Genomic DNA, 17878 nt, shown 5'->3' with positions numbered 1-17878 from the left:
AACTGGACGGTCTACGGTTTTCAGAAACGACGCACGAACTCCGCAAACGACTTAGCGTGAAGACCCAGAAACTCAACGGTCTGTTCATCCACAATCACGTCGTCCTGTAGTTTCGAAAACGCGCCGGAGATCATCACTTCGGGCTTATTCATTATGTGCAGATCCAGAAACACGCCCACCTGCCGCAGGTGATACTGCATACGCGCCGTACCGGCATTACCCGGACTGGCGCCAACAATGGCAGCGGGTTTGCCGGCAAACGGTTGTGGGTTCTGACGCGACAGTGCATCGAGCGCGTTCTTCAAGCTGCCGGGGATGGAGTAGTTATATTCAGGACTGAAAAAGATCACACCATCGGCCGAGCGGATTTGTTCAGCCAGAGTCACGACAGCGGGGTGGTCATCGTGTTCACCGTCGTACATCGGAAATTCGGCGATCTCACCGTCAATGAGTTCGAAATGCTCTTTCGCCAACTCTTTGTATTGATTAAAGACTTTACGATGCAGGGAATCTTTGCGCAGGCTGCCTACAATGCCGATGATTTTCATAATGTGTTCTCCATTAAAACGTATTAAAAAATTTGTTCGCAAACTCAGACGCCGAACGGTTTAGGGTAAATCAAACACCAGCGCTTTTACCGGTACGTCGCCCTGCTGTTCAAAACGCAGTTCATTCAAGGACTGTATGGCAACACCATCTCCGGGCGACAAGACCTCGCCATTCACCGACAGCTCACCCTCAATCAGATGGACATAGGCTTTGCGAGCCGGCAAGGTCAGCTGCTCGGATGGGTAGTCGGTATTCAACAAAAGCTGGTACAGGGTCGCATCCTGCTTAATGCGTAACGTGCCACCGTCGCCCTGTGGGGTGATAACCGCCGTCAGGCCAGGTGCGCGGCCGAAGTCTTTTTGCTGATAGCCGGGTTTTTCACCGGAGACATTCGGCAAGACCCAAATCTGCAGAAACCGAAGGGGCTCATGGCGAGAAGCGTTGTACTCACTGTGCATGATACCGCTGCCGGCCGACATCAGCTGAAACTCTCCGGCGGGCAAGGTCTGCACATTGCCTTCGCTGTCTTTGTGTTCAATGGCACCTTCCAGCACATAGCTGATGATTTCCATATCACGATGCCCGTGGGGGTCGAAACCGGCACCCGGTGCAACTTCATCATCATTGATGACGCGCAGCACAGAGTGACCCATGTGGGCGGGATCGTAATAACTGCCAAAGGAAAAGCTGTGCCGGCTATTGAGCCAACCAAAGCTGGCGCGGCCGCGCTCGTTGGATCGTCGGATTTGTATCATGCCCATCACCTGTCAAACCGTATTATCAGTCAGGCAGTATGGTAATCAGCGGCGGTCGGAGGGATAGCAAAAGAAGTTCACGTTATGGTTCAGTTTTTTTGATGGAGCACAAATGTCCTTGACTCAACGCAGGAAATGCGGGGTGATCCGCCCAGTCAAACGGTCATCAGCGGCGGGTAATGAACCCGGCAGGCATTTCTGAGGCACCGGCCAGGTTCTAAGTGATGAGATCACCAGAACCTAAAAGATCGCCTGCCTTATTTTAAAAGACAGGCGACTTCGTTTGACGATCGGTTTTAAAAAAAGTCCACTACAACGACTCAATAAACTGAATCAACGCGTTTTTGTCCGCGGCATTCAGCGCTTCGTAGTTGTTTTTGGAAGCTTCGCCTTCACCGCCATGCCAGCGGATGGCTTCGTCGAGTGTTCGAGCACGACCGTCATGCAAATAGCCATGCTCGGGAACACAGGTTTCGTAACCATCCAAGCCAAAGGCATCCCAGCCGCGCGGACCTTCAACCCCACCGGTCACACAAGCGGATAGCCCAACTCCCCAGAGCGGTGCCGTTCTCCATTCGGACCCGCTTGCCGTACCTTCGCCCAGGTTGTCGGCCAGCCCAGGTCCCATGTCGTGCAACAGCAGATCGGTGTAGGGCCGAATGGTTTGGTCACGAAGTTCCGCGAGCGGATGGAAAGGGCTTGTCTGGAATGACTCGACATGGCAGCCACTGCAGCCGGTGTCATTAAAGATCTGCTGACCACGAATCACCTCGGGATCGTTGTAATCCCGTTGGGGACGTACACCGAGCAACGACACATATTTAACGAGATTATTGAGATGGTCATCGTTAAGCTCTGCACCCTGAGGGCCGCAGTTTGATTGATTCGCGCCACAGTCCGGTGACGGCATGATCGAGGTCATCACGCCCATGTCGGTATTCAGAGCCGCGGCCGTCTGATGTTTAACACTGCTGGTTGCCGCTTTGTAGCCGAAACGACCCAAACGAACGTCACCCGTTTCGGGATCAACCACTTTTGCCGCCCGTCCGGAAATGCCGTCACCATTGGCGTCGTTTTCATCCGCCAGAGCTAAAATGGCCGATTCCGGTATGGCTTCTAATAACCCCAGACCATTCAACTGCGGTGCAATCCGAGCGGAGAACCGCTCAGGTGTCACGGAACTAAAGCGATAGTTAGGTGTGCGCAGACCATCGACAACGGTCCAGGATGCAAGAGAGGGCGTGCCTTCTGAACTCTCGGTGCCATTCGCTTTTGGCTGCAAGACACGGCCTAAATCCGCATGGGGATTGCCATTGTCATCGGCCACTTTAAAGACCCACTTTTCAAGGGGCTCTCCAAGCGCTGCTGGAACCGCACGACCATTGCGCTCATGACAGGTTGTGCAACGATCGCTGATATAGTTCGGTCCGCTCAGGCCAATCAGTTCGTCGAAGGTGCCGTTTTCAGCGGATTCATCGTGTGACCCATCGACCATCGAGGTATGGTGCACGCGTCGCCCCAGCACCCAGGCTTGTCCATTATCGTAAGATAAGTTGGTGGCCATCTGCTGAAAATGCCCATCCGGTTCTGCCGTCATTTGCACATGCAAAGTGGTATCGCCTCCCATGCGGGCCGACTCCGGCACCGGGATCGAATCTCGCTGGAATCGTTTGCCGCCTTGGAATATGTCTTTGTCGGTAACGTCCCACGGTACGAGACCCTGACCGACAATGTACAAGAACGTTGTACCGTAATAATTTGATCGTCCGCGAGTGAGTTCGCGCTCGTCGAGGAACTGGCTGATTTCAAACTCAAGTTTATCCCCGACTTGAATGGGGCGATTTTCCCGGCAGTTCCAGGACTCTTCTTTCCAGTAGTTGCGATTATCATTGGTCGCCATTACGCCATTACCACAATACTCGGCAAGCGTGTTCACACCGGTGTACCACCATCGGTTTTCGGCTTGGAGGTCGTCCAGCTTGGTCAGGGCTTTCACGTTCATGCGGATTGAGTCACCGCCTTTGGCAACGTAATCGATAATTTCAATGGAAATCGTTCGTTGCTCCCAGTAGAACGTTAAAAAATGATCATAAGCCTGAAAGTGGTTTTCTTTGGCGTGACGATCACGACCGCGGTCGGCAATGCGAGTCACCAGCGCATCGCCCCGGTCAAATGTAATTTCCGCTTCTAAAGGCGTACTGACATCATAGAGCGGTACAATGTCGCCCAAGTCAGACTCGACTGAGACTGTCCACCAAAGATCCCCAACGCCCTCACCATTTGCCTGGCCGGGTGCGCTGTCGTGTTGATAGAAGTAAAGCGGTTTCCCTTCATAGGCCGCTTGAAAGGTTCCGTCCTGGCGATCGACCAATGACAACCCGTTTACACCGGAGGCGGTTCCATCAGTAACCAGCACTGGCGGCCACGTGTCAGCGCAGCTTTCATAACAGGTTGATACATCAACCGGGTCATTATCGAACATGTACAGGGTGAAGCCCGGGAACGCGCTGTGGCTGCCGCCGACCAAACGACCGTGACTGATGGACACCTCTTGTTCAGGCGTTTTGATTTCACAACCCGTTGCATCAACCATCGCACCGGCCTCGGTATCAGGGCACTGATCAACGTCGTCTGTCACACCATCCTGATCGCCGTCCAAACAGCTCGGGTCCTGACAGTCGGTCGTTGGTTCAAACTCAAACCAGTTAATGTTGAACTCACCCGCCTTCATGACCAGTTTGAGCGTGTGGGGGCCTTCGCTAATATGGATTGAAGGCAGAGATTGACTCTCAAACGATTGCCAACCACCGGTGTTGCCAACCTCACCAGAACCAATCACGGCACCATCAAGCACCCATTGATATTCGCCACCACCAATGGCCGATGCCACACGTGTCGACAACTGATAGTCGCCTCCTCGAAAGGTCAAATCGAACGCCAACCATTCTCCCGGTTGGGTATACGCGACGTTATAGCCGCCATCTGTGTCTGTGGTTATTTCAATATCCACCGCGTCTTGCCGATAATGTCCGGGAATATTGTTTGGCGTGGTATCTGAAAAGCGATGATAGTCTTCGGCTTCAATTCGGGTTTTACCATCAACGTCAAAGGACATATCGACGGCACATCCATTCGCATCAACGGACGTTCCTGCAGAGGTCCCTGGGCACCGGTCATGTGCATCTAAAACGCCGTCGCTGTCGGAGTCGCCAGAAACCATAAATTGAAAAAAGTCGGTGCTGGTTGCACCGTTTGGACGGTTATAGGTAAAGGCATAATCAATGACGTCGCCCGCCGTTAAACCATCGAGCACGTGTTCATTCCTGCCGTTCACCTGTTGCATACGGTGATTTTCCTGACCGGAGCCATTAATTCGATAATGCACATCGGCCCAATCAGTGGAACTGACGTAAAAGGTAAGGGTGTCTGTCGTCGTTTGAGTCACCCCAAAATCGGCATTCAACAGATTTTTTGTCGCGGTGGTTTCCTGGCTCTCAACGCCACAGGCACTGACAATCAAGGTTGCCAACATCATCCCTGCTGCACTAACGCGCGTTCGTTTAAAAAAGAACGAGGCGTTTACCAGCCTTAGTAAAAATAATACGGTTTTCATGGGTTGTTTACTCTCTATTAGCCCCACAGTTCAACTCGCAGTCGAAAAAATGACGAACAGTCATAACTATCCACAACACTGATATCTTTTTGAGTGCGGTTCCCTGTTTTTTTTAATTGCGATGGGTTCGCTTTAAGTTTGCCTATCCCGTTGCAGAGCGTCGGCAGCCATCGAAAACCGTAGAGTAAATCAACCCTAAATGAAAGCGCTTACATCACACATTTAAACTCGCATTATTTGATGGATGTATGATTCAAAATGAACACTGAAGGGAGAGGCTCTAACTCGGCCTTATGGTTGAAGCCTGCAAAAAAGACGAGGTAAGTTCCGCGAAACATAGTGACCGATTTTTCGCGGATTCATTTCTTTAGCCGAAATAGTCACACTTTAAATCGAGCGATCAACCGCACCAGCGACTCAGCCTGTTCAGAAACCTGATCGGTCATTGACTGCGAATGCTGTATTCCCTCCTCTGCTTTTTGGGCCAGATCGACAATGCTCTGTACATTAGCATTCATCTCTTCCGACACTTTTGTCTGCTCTTCCGAGGCGCTGGCTATCTGGCTGTTCATATCGTTAATCAGTGTCAGTTGGGTGGCAATGCTGTCCAACGCTTGTGAAACCTGTTCACTGATCTCAACATTCTCACGCCCACGCTCACCGGATTCCTCAACGGCGCTGACGGCTTTTTTAGACCCGGTTTGCAATCGTTCGATGGTGGTGCGGATTTCTTCGGTGCTGTCTTTGGTTTTGCTGGCCAGTGCGCGCACCTCATCGGCGACCACCGCGAAGCCGCGTCCCTGTTCGCCGGCACGAGCCGCTTCAATCGCGGCATTTAATGCCAACAGATTCGTTTGCTCAGCAATGCCCTGAATGACGGACAGCACATTTACAATACTGGTGACGTCCTGCTCCAGATTCCCCATTTCGGTACGGGTCGTTTTCAAGGTGCTGTCAAGATGATTAATACTGGTGATGGCTTTTTTGACCGAGGCTTGAGCATTTTTGCCCTGAGTGTTGGCGTCTTTCGTAGCAATGGAGGCCGCACCGGTGTTATCAGCCACATCCCGCGCGGTCACCGATAGTTCATTGAAAGCTGCTGCAATCTGATCGGTCTGCATTCGTTGGTCTTTTACGTTTTCAGTAGCCGAGGTGGTCGCTTTTGTCAGGTCTCGCGTCAATTGAGATAAGTTAGTCGACACTGCGGCAACTTCGAGGACAATCTTCTGGATGTTCTCGACAAACCGGTTAAAGCCTTGAGCCATTTCACCGACTTCATCCCGGCTTTGAACGCTCAAACGCTCAGTCAGATCACCATCCCCGGTTGCAATGTCATTGATGCGATACGTCACCGACCGGATCGGACCCAGGATGGCACGCAACAGGATTAACGAACACACTAGGGCCAACACTAGTCCGACGACGATACAGGTAATGACCAGAGTTCGTGTACCGGAAACGATATCGGTAATGGCATCAACCTGCCCTTCGACCGCTGCATCGCCGGTCTCCTCAAAACTTTCCAATAAGTCCAACAAGGTTTCGGCGGACTGTTCATATACATTTTGAGTCTGGTGAAAAGCTTCCGTTTGAAGGATCAACTGCATCAACAGCTGTTCGTATTCCGCGAAGGTTGTCTCGTAAGCTTGGCGATAGCTCTGGCTGTTCCAATCCGGTCCGGCATTCTGATCGAACAGACCCGTTTCAAGCATTTCGTTTGAGGCTTCTTTCTGAAACCGCAGTGCCTCGTCAATTTCGGCTTTTATCGCGGTTTTATCGCCCTGTTGAGCCAACAGGTCATTTAAGTGATACAGGCCCCACAAAAGGCCAATGTTCGACTCCATACCACCATCGGCTGCGGCCCAACGACTGTCCAGATCACCCGACCAGCGATAAAACCGATCCGGGTTTGCTTCCAGCGTTTCCACGGCACCATCACCAATTTCTTCCATGGCTTCACCGAGTTCTACAAAGCGTGCGGTTACCGCGTCGAACTCCGTTTTTGTCTCGGTGAACTGACGAAAATCTCCAAGAAGAGATTCATAACTGAGCTGATAAGTTTCAATAGCGCTTAAAACTTCATTGGTCTGTGTCGCATTCACCAAACCCGCATCAACCAGACGCTGCATGGCTTCATCGGCAATGGCTTTGTTCTGTGCAAAAACCGCGAGCTGTGTGTCGAGATCTTCTCCGTCCAAAATGGCCTGAACCGCGAGCATTTCGCCTTTAATACCGATGGACCCTTCCATCGCCCCATCGGCGGTATCCCAGGCCGGGCCAGTAATGAATGCCAGGTTTTGTGAAAGCCTGGATAGGCTCGACAACCCGAGCAAACCAACAACAAGCATTAATACGGTCAGTAAACCAAAGCCGGTCAGCACTTTGGCCCTGATGGACATTACATTGAGAAAATTCATAATCAGGTCTCGTCTGGGAAATTTCCGACACCGGGACTTCCTGGTGAGTGATTACAAATTCAAGTTAGTTGAGATTCCGGTCTTTGCCAATGTGGTGGCCGTATCGGCGGTTGAGGGCGTGACGGACGATTACTAAGTGTGGGCCGAATAGCTATCGGATTCTTCAGTCAACGGTTAATAAACCAGCCGGTCATCAATCCGGTTCATCTTCACCCGTCACCCCTCGAATCCGAGCTTGCTCTTCTTCATTTTCGGCGATCACGGCTTTGATTTCTTCAAGTACCGAATCGACGTCCGCTTCGCTTTCTTCACTGTAATAAATGCCGGTAATGTCGCTGTCCGGGGTCAGCTCACCCTCGGCAAACAGGGCCCACATTTCGCGTGCATAGTCGGTGTTGGCGAGGTGAGGCGCAAAGGTTGCGTAGTATTGAGTGATCTTGTTGACGTCGCGCGTAAACATTTTCTGAGCGTTATTATTGGCCGCGGCATCGACGGCTTGTGGCAAGTCGATGATGACCGGCCCATAGGCATCCAGCAGCACGTTAAACTCAGACAAGTCACCGTGCACTATGCCCTCACAGAGCATCAGTTTGATGTAGTGCATCATCAGCGCGTGATCTTCCACGGCCTGTTCTTCGGTCAGAAGGACATCGTCAAGGCGCGGTGCGACATCGCCGTCATCATCGGTGACCAGTTCCATCAACAGGACGCCGTCGACACAGCCGTAGGTTTCCGGTACCCGGACACCCGCATTGGCCAGCCGGGACAAGGCCGATACTTCCGCGTTCTGCCAGATTTCTTCTTGCTGTTGGCGACCGTAAGATGAGCGTTTGGACATAGCCCGGGCACGACGCCCGCTGCGCACCGAGCGACCTTCCTGATATTCGGCCGCCTTTTTAAAACTCCGCTTCACGGCGTCTTTATAGACCTTCGCGCAGCGAATGGTATCGCCGCAGCGAACGATGTAGATGTCAGCCTCTTTGCCGCTCATCAGACGGGACAGCACTTCACTGATCAGGCCATCATCGACCAGAGGTTGTAAACGTTGCGGAACTTTCACGGATTGTTCTACTGCCTGTGGGGAACTGTTCGCCACCATAGACGCAGAGCCAAAAAAGTACAACTCACGGCCATGCAGATTTAATCCTTTAGGTGTGCCTGATCAACAAAGACGTTGTCATCCGCAATCAACTCTGCGCGGTCAAAAGGTTGTTCGGGGAACAGCTGACAGGTCATCGCCACCTGCCCATTCAACGCGAACACCTCTGCACTGCACCGATCGACAATCAAGCAGACCTCCAAGCCGATCTCGTCAGTCATGGCGGTACTCAGATCCACTTGACAGGGTTGGTTAAACCGCTCATGAAACGCTGAACTGGCAATGCCGGTCCGATCGAGTGTGAGGGTTTTCAGTTCAGGCTGCCATTGCAAACACAATCGGTCGCCATCGATGTTATTGAGCACAAACTGAATGGTGTTTCGCGTCGTGGCGGGAATGCTCAGTTGAAACCATTGAGCGTTGTTTGGTACTGGCAGCATCCATCTGCCCGAGCCGACGTGCCGGACAGCCTCTGTCAGTCGTGCGGTAAACTCCCGAACCACCTGCTGGCGCAGACACAACTGACCGTGGCGGGTGACCAGGGACAGTTCACGAGGTAACGACATCAGGCCACGCCAGGAATCCGCCGGCGTATCGTTGGCATAGGTCCAGTGATTAGCCCAGGCAATCCATATCGACCGGCCATCGTGATCAACGGTCCCGTGAAACGATTGTGCGGCATAAAAGTCGGCACCGGCATCCACACGATTCACATCAGAATGCGGTTGGGTTTCGGTAAAGGTATGGCCATCGAAATGACCAACAAAATACTGCATCGGCGGAAACGGCTCATCGGCCGGAGTGACGCCACTGACAAAGAGCACCCAGTGTCGGTTGCCCTGTTCATCAGATAACTCAAGCAGATCCGGACATTCCCAAACCACCGAGTCGTGCCCCTGATATTTACCGAAGGTCCCACTGAACTGCCAATCACGAAGGTTACCGGATCGATAGAAGTGCACCTGCTGCCCGGCGACCACCACCATTACCCAATGCTGACTGGGCGTGTGAAAAAACACTTTCGGGTCGCGAAAATCTTTAACACCGGGGTTCGGCACAACCGGATTGCCTTCATAAGGAATCCAGGTCTGTCCCTGATCGTAACTGACAGCCAGGCACTGTTGCTGCAAGGCATCCTGCCCATCCGGGGAGTCCCGATGCGCGGTATAAAACGCCAATAGGCCGTGTTCGTCATCGAACAGGCCACTGACGTTTTCCCGGTCATTGATCGCCGACCCGGAAAATGCCATCCCCAGTTGCGGATCCGGGTACAGCGCCACCGGCTGATGAGTCCAGTGCAAAAGATCGGTACTGGTGGCATGGCCCCAGTGCATCGGCCCCCATTGCAGACTGCCCGGGTGATACTGGTAAAAGAGGTGATAAACGCCATTGTGAACCAGGCAGCCATTGGGGTCGTTCATCCAGTTGGCCGGCGGGGTGAAATGCACCTGAGGGCGGTAACGGTCATGCTGGCTCATGCATCAGCTCCATCAGTGAGGACGATGGTGAACAGCCTAACGCTTATCAACGCGTCCTTCATCCACGCCATGGCCATTCCACAACACCTTTATCCACCATGTGCATGGATGTGCCAACCTGCCAACCGTTTCACACTCTGAGCGCCATGAATTTTCACAGTGAGAACGCCGTCTCGCTGAAAACCCAACGCTGCTTTTGAACGGGGTTCAGTTCGCTGCGCGGTCATTTCAGGCGACTATACTTGGTCACAGTTTTTCGGGGCCGGCTTGAAGCCCCCAGGCTGCAAGCCGCAGTCATGCACAACAGCTGGAGAGAGCTATGAAAAAGACGTTACTTGCCTTGTCCTGCACCGCCGCCCTGGCCGGGTGTAATCTGATCGACGATGGTGAAACCGGTTCACTGTCGCTCAAACTGACCGATGCTCCGGTTGACGAAGCGCTGGAAGTGGTTGTCACCGTGAAAGGTGTGTCACTGAACTTTGAAGACGGTGGCTGGGTCGATTACGACCTGGAAACACCGGAGAAAATCGATCTGTTAACCTTGCAGTCGGGTGAAACATTCGACCTGTTTCAGGACGAAGAAGTCGCCGCTGGCCGCTACAAGGTCCGGCTGAACCTGCATACCGACGATGATGGTGAGCTGGACCAATACATCGTGCTGGATGAAACGAGCGGTCAGTATGAGCTGACCATTCCCAGTGGCGCCCAGACCGGTCTGAAACTGAACTCCGACATCGTCGTGCCCGCCAACGGCAGCGCCAGTTACACCATCGACTTTGATGTCCGCCAATCAATAGTTCTGCGCGGCAACGCCGAAACCAATAACGGTTACGCACTGAAGCCCGTCCTGCGAATAGTCGACAACACCGAAGCCGGAACGCTCAGCGGAGTCATTGCTGACACGAGTCTGCTGACCACCAACTGCTCAGACAATGATCCGCTCACGCACAACGTAATCTATGTATTTGAAGGCGAAAATGTCACGCCAGACGATTACGGTTCCGAAGGCGCGCAAGCGGTGACCACGACGCCGGTCGTTTACCAAGAGTCCGACGGCCGCTATCAATATGAAACCGCACCGTTGACCGTCGGTGATTATACGGTTGCACTGACGTGTAATGCCGACCTTGAAGATTTAGAAGCCGACGACGATCTGATGTTTAAATCGATTGCTAACGCCGAAGTGACCGTCGACTGATCTGTTCGACTCACAACAAATCAAAGCCAGCCGTCGTCAGACCGCTGGCTTTTTTACGGGGAGAAGCCGCACCAGAAGATCTGATGCTTCCCCATCGCCCGACCATTTGGCCATTTCCTTACGTTCGTACACTGTTTTTACGTTCATCTCGCAGAAAAGTGCACTACACTCCGTTCAGGCCAACACTCAACACGAAAACTCTATGCCCGATGTCTCACGCTCCGAGTCAGTGCTGCTGTATGACTTTATCCACGACAGTCGGGATGGGTATGCCGTCTATTCCAGTGAAGATCAGCTCATCTACTGCAACCCCGCCTTTGCGGACTTATACCGGACACCCATTAAAGACCTGCTCGGCATTACCTTTGATGCGCTGATCCGACATTGCCATGCGCATCGCATCGGCACCAAAATTGACAGCCCCGACGTTGGCCCCTTTTTAGCGTATACCCGAACTGTGCGGCGCACTCGTCAGTTCCGGCATTTTGAAGTCGATTTGTACGATGGTCGATGGTTTCTGATCTCGGAACAGTTGAACGATGCCAATGAACTGATGGTTCAGATGAAGGACATCACTAAACTGAAACTGTCGTTGCAACAGTTAGAGAGCTCTGTCGAAACTTTAAGTGAAATCGCGCAAACCGATGAGCTGACGCATGTGGCCAACCGGCGTGGGTTTATTCAAACCGTTGAACGGGAACTCGATCGCTGCCGACGCTATGAAACACCCGCTTCCTTTGCCCTGCTCGACCTCGATTTATTCAAACCCATTAACGATCGTTACGGTCATCAGGTTGGCGATCAGGCACTGATTCATGTGGCCGATGTGGTGTCATCGCATCTTCGCCCCTACGACACGTTAGGGCGCATTGGTGGTGATGAGTTTGCCATCTTTCTGCGTGAAACAGAGCAGGAATCGGCCGTGGACGTCTGTGATCGCATCCGTTTAGCGGTCGAGTCGTCTCCCTTTCTTATTGAAAATCAGCCGGTCGTGCTGCGTTTGTCGTTTGGCGTCACGACCCGAACAAATGCAACTGGGTTTGAGCAGCTTTACAAAGAAGCGGATATTGCCTTGTATCGCGCCAAATCCCGCGGTCGCAACTGCGTTGTTCTGTTTGATGGTACCCTGCCAAAATCGCCGTCCAAATAAGCGCTGCGGCCGGACGACTCTCTCTCAAACACCGGCCATTGGTCACCAAAACAACGGGCACCTTATTCATTTTGGGTAGAATCGACAGTTTTAGCTAGACTGCCTCAGGAAGTGGTCGATTCGTCGACCGCAAAGGTCACACACAAAGTGAGCGTGCCCAATGCCTGATAACGAACTTCTGAACATCCTCGCGAACGAAGACTCCCTGACGACTCGGTTAGAGAGCCTGCATAACAGCATCATTGAAAAAGTTCCTGTCGTTGACCGCATTGCCTGTGCCATCTACGACGAGAAAACCGATTTACTGAAAACCTTCGTCAACAGTACCAAGAAAGGTCAGGCCATCGAGGGCTATGAATATAAGCTGTCGAAAAGCCAGTCGTTAAAAAAATTGTTCGAACGCAGGGAGACCCGGGTCATTGACCGTATTGCGGAGAGTGTTGGTCACGGTGTCGAACATTCAGACTGGCTTCTCGATCAGGACTATCAATCCTCATTTACCATTCCGATGTACGCCGCTGGCAACTTTGTCGGTTTCCTCTTTTTTGACTCCTGCACTGAAAGTGCGTTTACCGACCGAGTGCAGCGGGATTTATTGTTGCTGGGGAATCTGGTCATCATGTTGGTCACGTCAGAGATCGCAGCGGTCCGATCACTGCTCGCGACGGCTAAGGCTGCGCGGGACTTTGCCCACCTACGGGATTTCGAGACCGGTCGGCACCTGGACCGAATGGCGTATCTTTCCCGTCTGATCGCGCGGCACATTAAAGAAAAATACCATCTGAGCGATGAGACCATCGAACATATTTTCCTGTTTGCGCCACTGCATGACATTGGCAAAATTGGCGTGCCCGATAGCATTCTGTTAAAACCCGGTCACCTTGACCCGGATGAACGCAAAGAAATCGAAACGCATGTCGATAAGGGGGTATCGATCATCCAAAAAGTGCTCAGCGATTATCAACTGCAAAGCCTGAACGATTCGCAACTGATGCTCGACATTGTGGCGCACCATCATGAGATGCTCGACGGCTCAGGGTATCCGGCCGGGCTCAAAGGCGATGAGATTTCGATTGTCGGTCGCATCATTACCGTCGCCGATATCTTCGATGCGCTGACCAGCCGGCGACCCTACAAAGACCCGTGGCCGGTTGAAGACGCACTGAAAGAACTCGACGCACTGGTGGACGCCGGTAAGCTCGACCCTGACTGTGTCGCCGCGTTAACGTCTCACCGTACCGAAATCGAAAACCTCGTCACGACGTTAGCCGATTAGGACGACGGACGTTCACGAAACTGTACCGGCACTGACACTTTACCGCTGTCGGTTATTGCACCACGCGCCACAAACTGAGGATGACTTAACGCCTGTCGTAAATCGAGCACCGGCGATAAACAGCAATCCTCGGGCAAGCGACGCAACCAATCCGCACGGTCACGCGTTACAAAGAGGGCCTGTAAATCTTCACGCAACGCCTGTTGTGTGGCCGGGGAAAAATCGGCAAACCGGCTTACCCAATCAGGGCGTTCCAAGCCTTCGCACAAGACGCTAAAAAACTTCGGTTCCAGCCCACCAAAGGCCAGATACCGGCCATCACGGCAGCGATAACAGCCATAAAAACCACCGCCGTTCAGCACCCCGGCTCGGGCTTGCGGCGGCGCCTGTCCGCCGAGCGTTTCACTGGCCGCCATGGCGTTCAGAGCAAGCGCGCCATCAGCCATGCTGATATCAATATACTGACCTTGCCCGGTGCGCTCGCGCGCCAGCAAAGCCGACAGAATACCGACCATAGCCGGGTAACTGCCACCGGCGATATCCGCGACCTGAACCGAGGTTGGCACAGGTTCGGTACCACCCTGATAACTGAGTAATCCGGCCAGTGCCTGAAAATTCAGATCGTGGCCGGCGGTGTTCGCCAGCGGGCCCGATTGTCCATAACCGGTCAATGAGCAATACACCAGTTCAGGAAAGTCGGCTATCAATTGGTCATAGCCTAATCCGAGGCGCGACATGACACCGGGCCGGAATGCTTCCAAAATCACATCGATATCGGGCAATCGCGCTTTAACTTCATCGACCGCACCGGGCGCTTTCAAATCCAGCACCCAGGTCTCCTTGTCGGCGTTAATATCACGAAACGCATTGGGGTAGGTTCGCAACAGATCAGGATGCCTGGGCGATTCAATACGAATCACCCGCATCCCCAGTTGCCGCAGTTGTTCACTGGCCCACGGTCCGGGCAACAACGGACTGAAGTCCAGCAACGTATAGCCAGTAAGAGGTTTCATGACCGTTCCAGCAGGTCACGACTGATGATCAGTTTCATGATTTCGTTGGTGCCGGCATAGATGCGTTGCACCCGCGCGTCGGCCCAACCTCGGGCGACCGGATACTCCCACATGTAGCCATAGCCACCGTGTAGCTGAACACACTCGTCGGCGACCTTGCATTGCAGATCGGTCGACAGATACTTAGCTTTGGCGGCCATGACGGCATCCAACTCACCTTCGACATGCCACGCCAGGCACTGGTCAATGAACACCTGCATCATGGTGACTTCGCTGTCGAGTTCGGCCAGTTTGAACTGTGTGTTCTGAAACGCAGCAATGGGCTTACCAAAGGCATTGCGTTCTTTCGCGTACGCCAGCGTCTGATCGACCAGGCTGCGCGCATGGGCCACAGCACCGACGGCAACGCTGAGCCGCTCCTGTGGCAGTTCCTGCATCAAATACCGCAACCCCTGTCCGCGTTCCCCGAGCAACTGTGTCTCGTCGAGTGAGCAGTCGTTAAAGAACAGTTCGCAGGTATCCTGCGCTTTCATGCCGACCTTTTTCAGCGGCTGCCCCTTCTCGAAACCAGCGGTATCGGCGTCGACCAGGAACAGACTGAAGCCTTTCGAGCCGGCTTCCGGATCGGTTTTTGCCACCACGATCACCACGTCGGCCATATAGCCATTGGTGATGAACGTCTTACTGCCGTTGAGAATCCAACGACCGTTTTTCAACACGGCATTGGTTTTGATGCCTTGCAAATCCGAGCCGGTACCCGGCTCGGTCATAGCAATGGCGGCGATTTTTTCGCCGCGCGCCATGGCCGGCAGGTAGGTTTCTTTTTGGGTTTCTGAACCGTAATGCAAAATGTAAGGTGCCGCGATATCCGAGTGTAAGCCGAAGCCAATACCGGTGAGACCGGCACGATAAATTTCTTCATCGATGACCGAATTAAAACGAAAATCACCACCGACGCCGCCAAGTTCTTCGGGCATGGTCGGACACAAAAACCCTAACTCACCGGCTTTTTCCCAGATGCTGCGATCGACATGACCCTGAGCTTCCCAGGCCTCCAGATGCGGAATGGCTTCGGTCTCAAGAAACTTACGTACATCGGTTCGGAACATGTCGTGATAGCTGTCGTAAACACTGCGTGCTTTCATTGTTGCCTCTTATTATTGTCGGGTTGCGTCTTTTTTCGGACTTAGCAAAATTGCCTTCAGGTTGGCTATAACCGTTTTAAAATGGATTCCAATCCCCGAACGGAGAATCGCGTACCGTATTGCGCTTCAAGCACCTCCGCTCGCTGCATAAAACCGCTGCGCCCCCAATGTTTGACGTAGTTCAAAGCACCACCGGTCCAGGCCGGAAAACCCAAGCCAAGAATGGAGCCGATATTGGCTTCATTGGCCGAGGTTACGACGCCTTCTTTCATGGCTTGTAAGGATTCGATCGTTTGCGCAAACAGAAAACGCTCTTTTAACACCGTGACATCCACCGCCTGCTGTCCACCAAAGTGCTCAACGAGTCCTGGCCAAAGCGTCTTTTTGTCCGATGCCGGATACTCATAAAAACCGGCACCGCCGGCTTTACTGACACGATTCAATTCGAGCATGCGATCAATCACCGCATCGCCCGGGTGCGGTTGATAAGTCTTACCTTCGGTTTCCAGGTCTTTTCGGGTTTGGGTGCGGATTCGGTCCATCAACGTCAGCGTCACTTCATCACTGACGGCAAGCGGCCCGACCGGGTAGCCGGCCAGCCATGCGGCGTTTTCAATGGCAGCCGCCGGAACACCTTCGGCCAACATCGCCATGCCTTCGTAGGTGAACTGTTTAAACACACGTGAGGTGTAAAAGCCCCGACCGTCGTTCACCACAATCGGCGTTTTAGTGATCTGATGACTGAAGGCCAACGCTGCATTAACCGTCGACTTAGATGTTTGCTCACCACGAATAATTTCCAATAGCGGCATTTTGTCGACCGGCGAAAAGAAATGCAGACCGATAAACTGATCAGGACGATCCACCATGCCCGCCAGCGAACTGATGGGCAATGTGGACGTATTGGACGCAATGATGGTTTCGGGACTGACCACAGACTGAATGAGCTGATAAACATCCGCTTTCAATGCACGATCTTCAAAGACCGCTTCAATCACCAGATCGCATTCAGCCAGTTCGCTCATGGACTCTGTCGGGGTGATCCGATTCAACAAAGCCGTCCCTTCTTCGGCGCTGAGCCGGCCCCGCTCAAACCGTTTGGCAACCAACCGTTCTGAATAGCCTTTGCCCTGCTCGGCACGGGATTGTTCGGTATCGACCAGCACCACCGGCAAACCTTTGGATGCACAAGCCCAGGCAATGCCGGCACCCATCATCCCGGCACCCACCACACCAATGCGGTTAAACTGACGGTTGCCGTCCAGCTGTTTACGGGCGGCACTTTCAATCGCGTTTTTGCCGAAGAACATCGTGCCGATCAGGCTCTTCGAAACCGGGCCTAACGCCAGAGGCATGAAGTACCGGGTTTCGATTCGGCCCGCCGCTTCAATCGACAGCGTCGCGCCTTCAACCGCCGCCGAAAGAATCGCGTTCGCGGCCGGATAACAGCCCTGGGTTTTCTTAAGGATCATCGCCGGGGCAATGGACAACATCTGGGCGATTTTCGGTGAGTTCGGCTTTCCGCCGGGTAACTTAAAGCCTTTCTCATCCCAGGGTGCCCGTGGTGACGGGTTGGCTTTTATCCAATCGATGGCTTGCGCTTTCAGAGCTTCGGCACTGTCTGCCAGCTCATGGATGAGCCCTTGCGCATGCGCCGAGGCGACAGAATGGGTTCGCCCCTCTGTTAAAAATGGAATGGCCTTTTCCAGCCCAAGCAACCGCGTCACCCGGCTGATGCCACCCGCACCGGGGAGCAAGCCCAGATTCACTTCCGGCAGACCGATTTTTACCTTTGGATGATTCAATGCAATCCGATGATGACAGGCCAAGGCCAGTTCAAATCCACCGCCTAAAGCACTGCCTTCCAAACATGCGACGACCGGCTTGCCCAGTCGTTCAAGCCGGATGAAACTTGCCTTCAGGGAGTCCAGCAAGGCTTCGACATCCTGCGCGTTGGCTTCGGTAACCTGTGACAACAAGGTCAGATCACCACCGGCAAAAAATGTCGTTTTGGTCGACTCAACCAAGACACCGGTTAAGGATTCCAGTGTTTCCAACTGATCAACCGCCTGAACAAACGCTTCAGTAAACGCCGGGTCCATCAGGTTCGCTGAACCTTCGTGCCGATCGAGAATGAGGTGGGCAATGCCATGGTGATCCTGTTCAATTCTGATGTGTTCCATAC

Annotated in this window: 12 protein-coding genes; 3 read left to right on the top strand and 9 right to left on the bottom strand. The window is 53.1% G+C overall.

Annotation, left to right across the window (positions count from 1 at the left end; all coding sequences use genetic code 11):
* Nucleotides 1-20: 20 nt before the first annotated feature.
* The 6 genes from MED297_RS14110 to MED297_RS14085 form a co-directional block, all read right to left on the bottom strand.
* Nucleotides 21-548, bottom strand: a complete 528-nt coding sequence (locus MED297_RS14110) for an NADPH-dependent FMN reductase (RefSeq protein ID WP_008046044.1) — start codon at nt 546-548, stop codon at nt 21-23.
* Nucleotides 549-608: 60 nt separating this feature from the next.
* Entirely contained in the window at nt 609-1304 is a 696-nt protein-coding gene (locus MED297_RS14105) for a pirin family protein (protein ID WP_040557256.1), read from the bottom strand.
* Between the two features lie 310 nt (nt 1305-1614).
* Nucleotides 1615-4917 (bottom strand): di-heme oxidoredictase family protein, encoded by a 3303-nt coding sequence (locus MED297_RS21930; RefSeq protein WP_154650952.1) that lies wholly within the window; start codon nt 4915-4917, stop codon nt 1615-1617.
* A 380-nt stretch (nt 4918-5297) separates the two neighbouring features.
* Nucleotides 5298-7334 (bottom strand): methyl-accepting chemotaxis protein, encoded by a 2037-nt coding sequence (locus tag MED297_RS14095; RefSeq protein WP_008046041.1) that lies wholly within the window; start codon nt 7332-7334, stop codon nt 5298-5300.
* A 193-nt stretch (nt 7335-7527) separates the two neighbouring features.
* Complete coding sequence (locus MED297_RS14090) at nt 7528-8394, bottom strand: PA4780 family RIO1-like protein kinase (RefSeq protein WP_040557411.1); 867 nt, start codon at nt 8392-8394, stop codon at nt 7528-7530.
* 80 nt (nt 8395-8474) lie between these two features.
* Complete coding sequence (locus MED297_RS14085; RefSeq protein WP_008046039.1) at nt 8475-9911, bottom strand: glycoside hydrolase family 32 protein; 1437 nt, start codon at nt 9909-9911, stop codon at nt 8475-8477.
* Nucleotides 9912-10230: 319 nt separating this feature from the next.
* Here MED297_RS14085 and MED297_RS14080 point away from each other — a divergent pair, with 319 nt between their 5' ends.
* The 3 genes from MED297_RS14080 to MED297_RS14070 all read left to right on the top strand — a co-directional run bounded on the left by MED297_RS14080 (nt 10231) and on the right by MED297_RS14070 (nt 13535).
* On the top strand, nt 10231-11109 hold the full coding sequence (locus MED297_RS14080; RefSeq protein ID WP_008046028.1) for a DUF4382 domain-containing protein: 879 nt from the start codon (nt 10231-10233) through the stop codon (nt 11107-11109).
* 202 nt (nt 11110-11311) lie between these two features.
* The gene (locus MED297_RS14075; protein ID WP_008046027.1) at nt 11312-12259 is read left to right on the top strand and encodes a GGDEF domain-containing protein; all 948 of its coding nucleotides are present in this window, start codon (nt 11312-11314) and stop codon (nt 12257-12259) included.
* Between the two features lie 160 nt (nt 12260-12419).
* Complete coding sequence (locus MED297_RS14070; RefSeq protein ID WP_008046026.1) at nt 12420-13535, top strand: HD-GYP domain-containing protein; 1116 nt, start codon at nt 12420-12422, stop codon at nt 13533-13535.
* Here MED297_RS14070 and MED297_RS14065 read toward each other — a convergent pair.
* The 3 genes from MED297_RS14065 to MED297_RS14055 all read right to left on the bottom strand — a co-directional run bounded on the left by MED297_RS14065 (nt 13532) and on the right by MED297_RS14055 (nt 17876).
* Nucleotides 13532-14548 carry a CaiB/BaiF CoA transferase family protein gene (locus MED297_RS14065; RefSeq protein ID WP_008046025.1) on the bottom strand — a complete coding sequence of 339 codons (1017 nt, stop codon included), beginning with the start codon at nt 14546-14548 and terminating at the stop codon, nt 13532-13534. The genes MED297_RS14070 and MED297_RS14065 overlap by 4 nt on opposite strands.
* Nucleotides 14545-15693 (bottom strand): acyl-CoA dehydrogenase family protein, encoded by a 1149-nt coding sequence (locus MED297_RS14060; RefSeq protein ID WP_008046024.1) that lies wholly within the window; start codon nt 15691-15693, stop codon nt 14545-14547. The genes MED297_RS14065 and MED297_RS14060 overlap by 4 nt, the downstream gene beginning before the upstream one ends.
* A gap of 65 nt (nt 15694-15758) precedes the next feature.
* Nucleotides 15759-17876 (bottom strand): 3-hydroxyacyl-CoA dehydrogenase NAD-binding domain-containing protein, encoded by a 2118-nt coding sequence (locus MED297_RS14055; protein ID WP_008046023.1) that lies wholly within the window; start codon nt 17874-17876, stop codon nt 15759-15761.
* Between the last annotated feature and the right edge of the window lie 2 nt (nt 17877-17878).

The organism is Reinekea blandensis MED297 (assembly GCF_000153185.1).
Classification (GTDB): Bacteria; Pseudomonadota; Gammaproteobacteria; order Pseudomonadales; family Natronospirillaceae; genus Reinekea; species Reinekea blandensis.
The sequence above is the reverse complement of the archived record's forward strand: the minus strand, read 5'-3'. Positions and strand labels throughout refer to the sequence as shown.

Excerpts from the sequence above, each read along its gene's own strand:
- MED297_RS14095 (WP_008046041.1), bottom strand. The coding sequence starts at position 7,334 with ATGAATTTTCTCAATGTAATGTCCATCAGGGCCAAAGTGCTGACCGGC.
- MED297_RS14055 (WP_008046023.1), bottom strand. The coding sequence starts at position 17,876 with ATGGAACACATCAGAATTGAACAGGATCACCATGGCATTGCCCACCTC.
- MED297_RS14075 (WP_008046027.1), top strand. The coding sequence starts at position 11,312 with ATGCCCGATGTCTCACGCTCCGAGTCAGTGCTGCTGTATGACTTTATC.
- MED297_RS14060 (WP_008046024.1), bottom strand. The coding sequence starts at position 15,693 with ATGAAAGCACGCAGTGTTTACGACAGCTATCACGACATGTTCCGAACC.
- MED297_RS14065 (WP_008046025.1), bottom strand. The coding sequence starts at position 14,548 with ATGAAACCTCTTACTGGCTATACGTTGCTGGACTTCAGTCCGTTGTTG.
- MED297_RS21930 (WP_154650952.1), bottom strand. The coding sequence starts at position 4,917 with ATGAAAACCGTATTATTTTTACTAAGGCTGGTAAACGCCTCGTTCTTT.
- MED297_RS14110 (WP_008046044.1), bottom strand. The coding sequence starts at position 548 with ATGAAAATCATCGGCATTGTAGGCAGCCTGCGCAAAGATTCCCTGCAT.
- MED297_RS14085 (WP_008046039.1), bottom strand. The coding sequence starts at position 9,911 with ATGAGCCAGCATGACCGTTACCGCCCTCAGGTGCATTTCACCCCGCCG.
- MED297_RS14105 (WP_040557256.1), bottom strand. The coding sequence starts at position 1,304 with ATGATACAAATCCGACGATCCAACGAGCGCGGCCGCGCCAGCTTTGGT.
- MED297_RS14070 (WP_008046026.1), top strand. The coding sequence starts at position 12,420 with ATGCCTGATAACGAACTTCTGAACATCCTCGCGAACGAAGACTCCCTG.
- MED297_RS14080 (WP_008046028.1), top strand. The coding sequence starts at position 10,231 with ATGAAAAAGACGTTACTTGCCTTGTCCTGCACCGCCGCCCTGGCCGGG.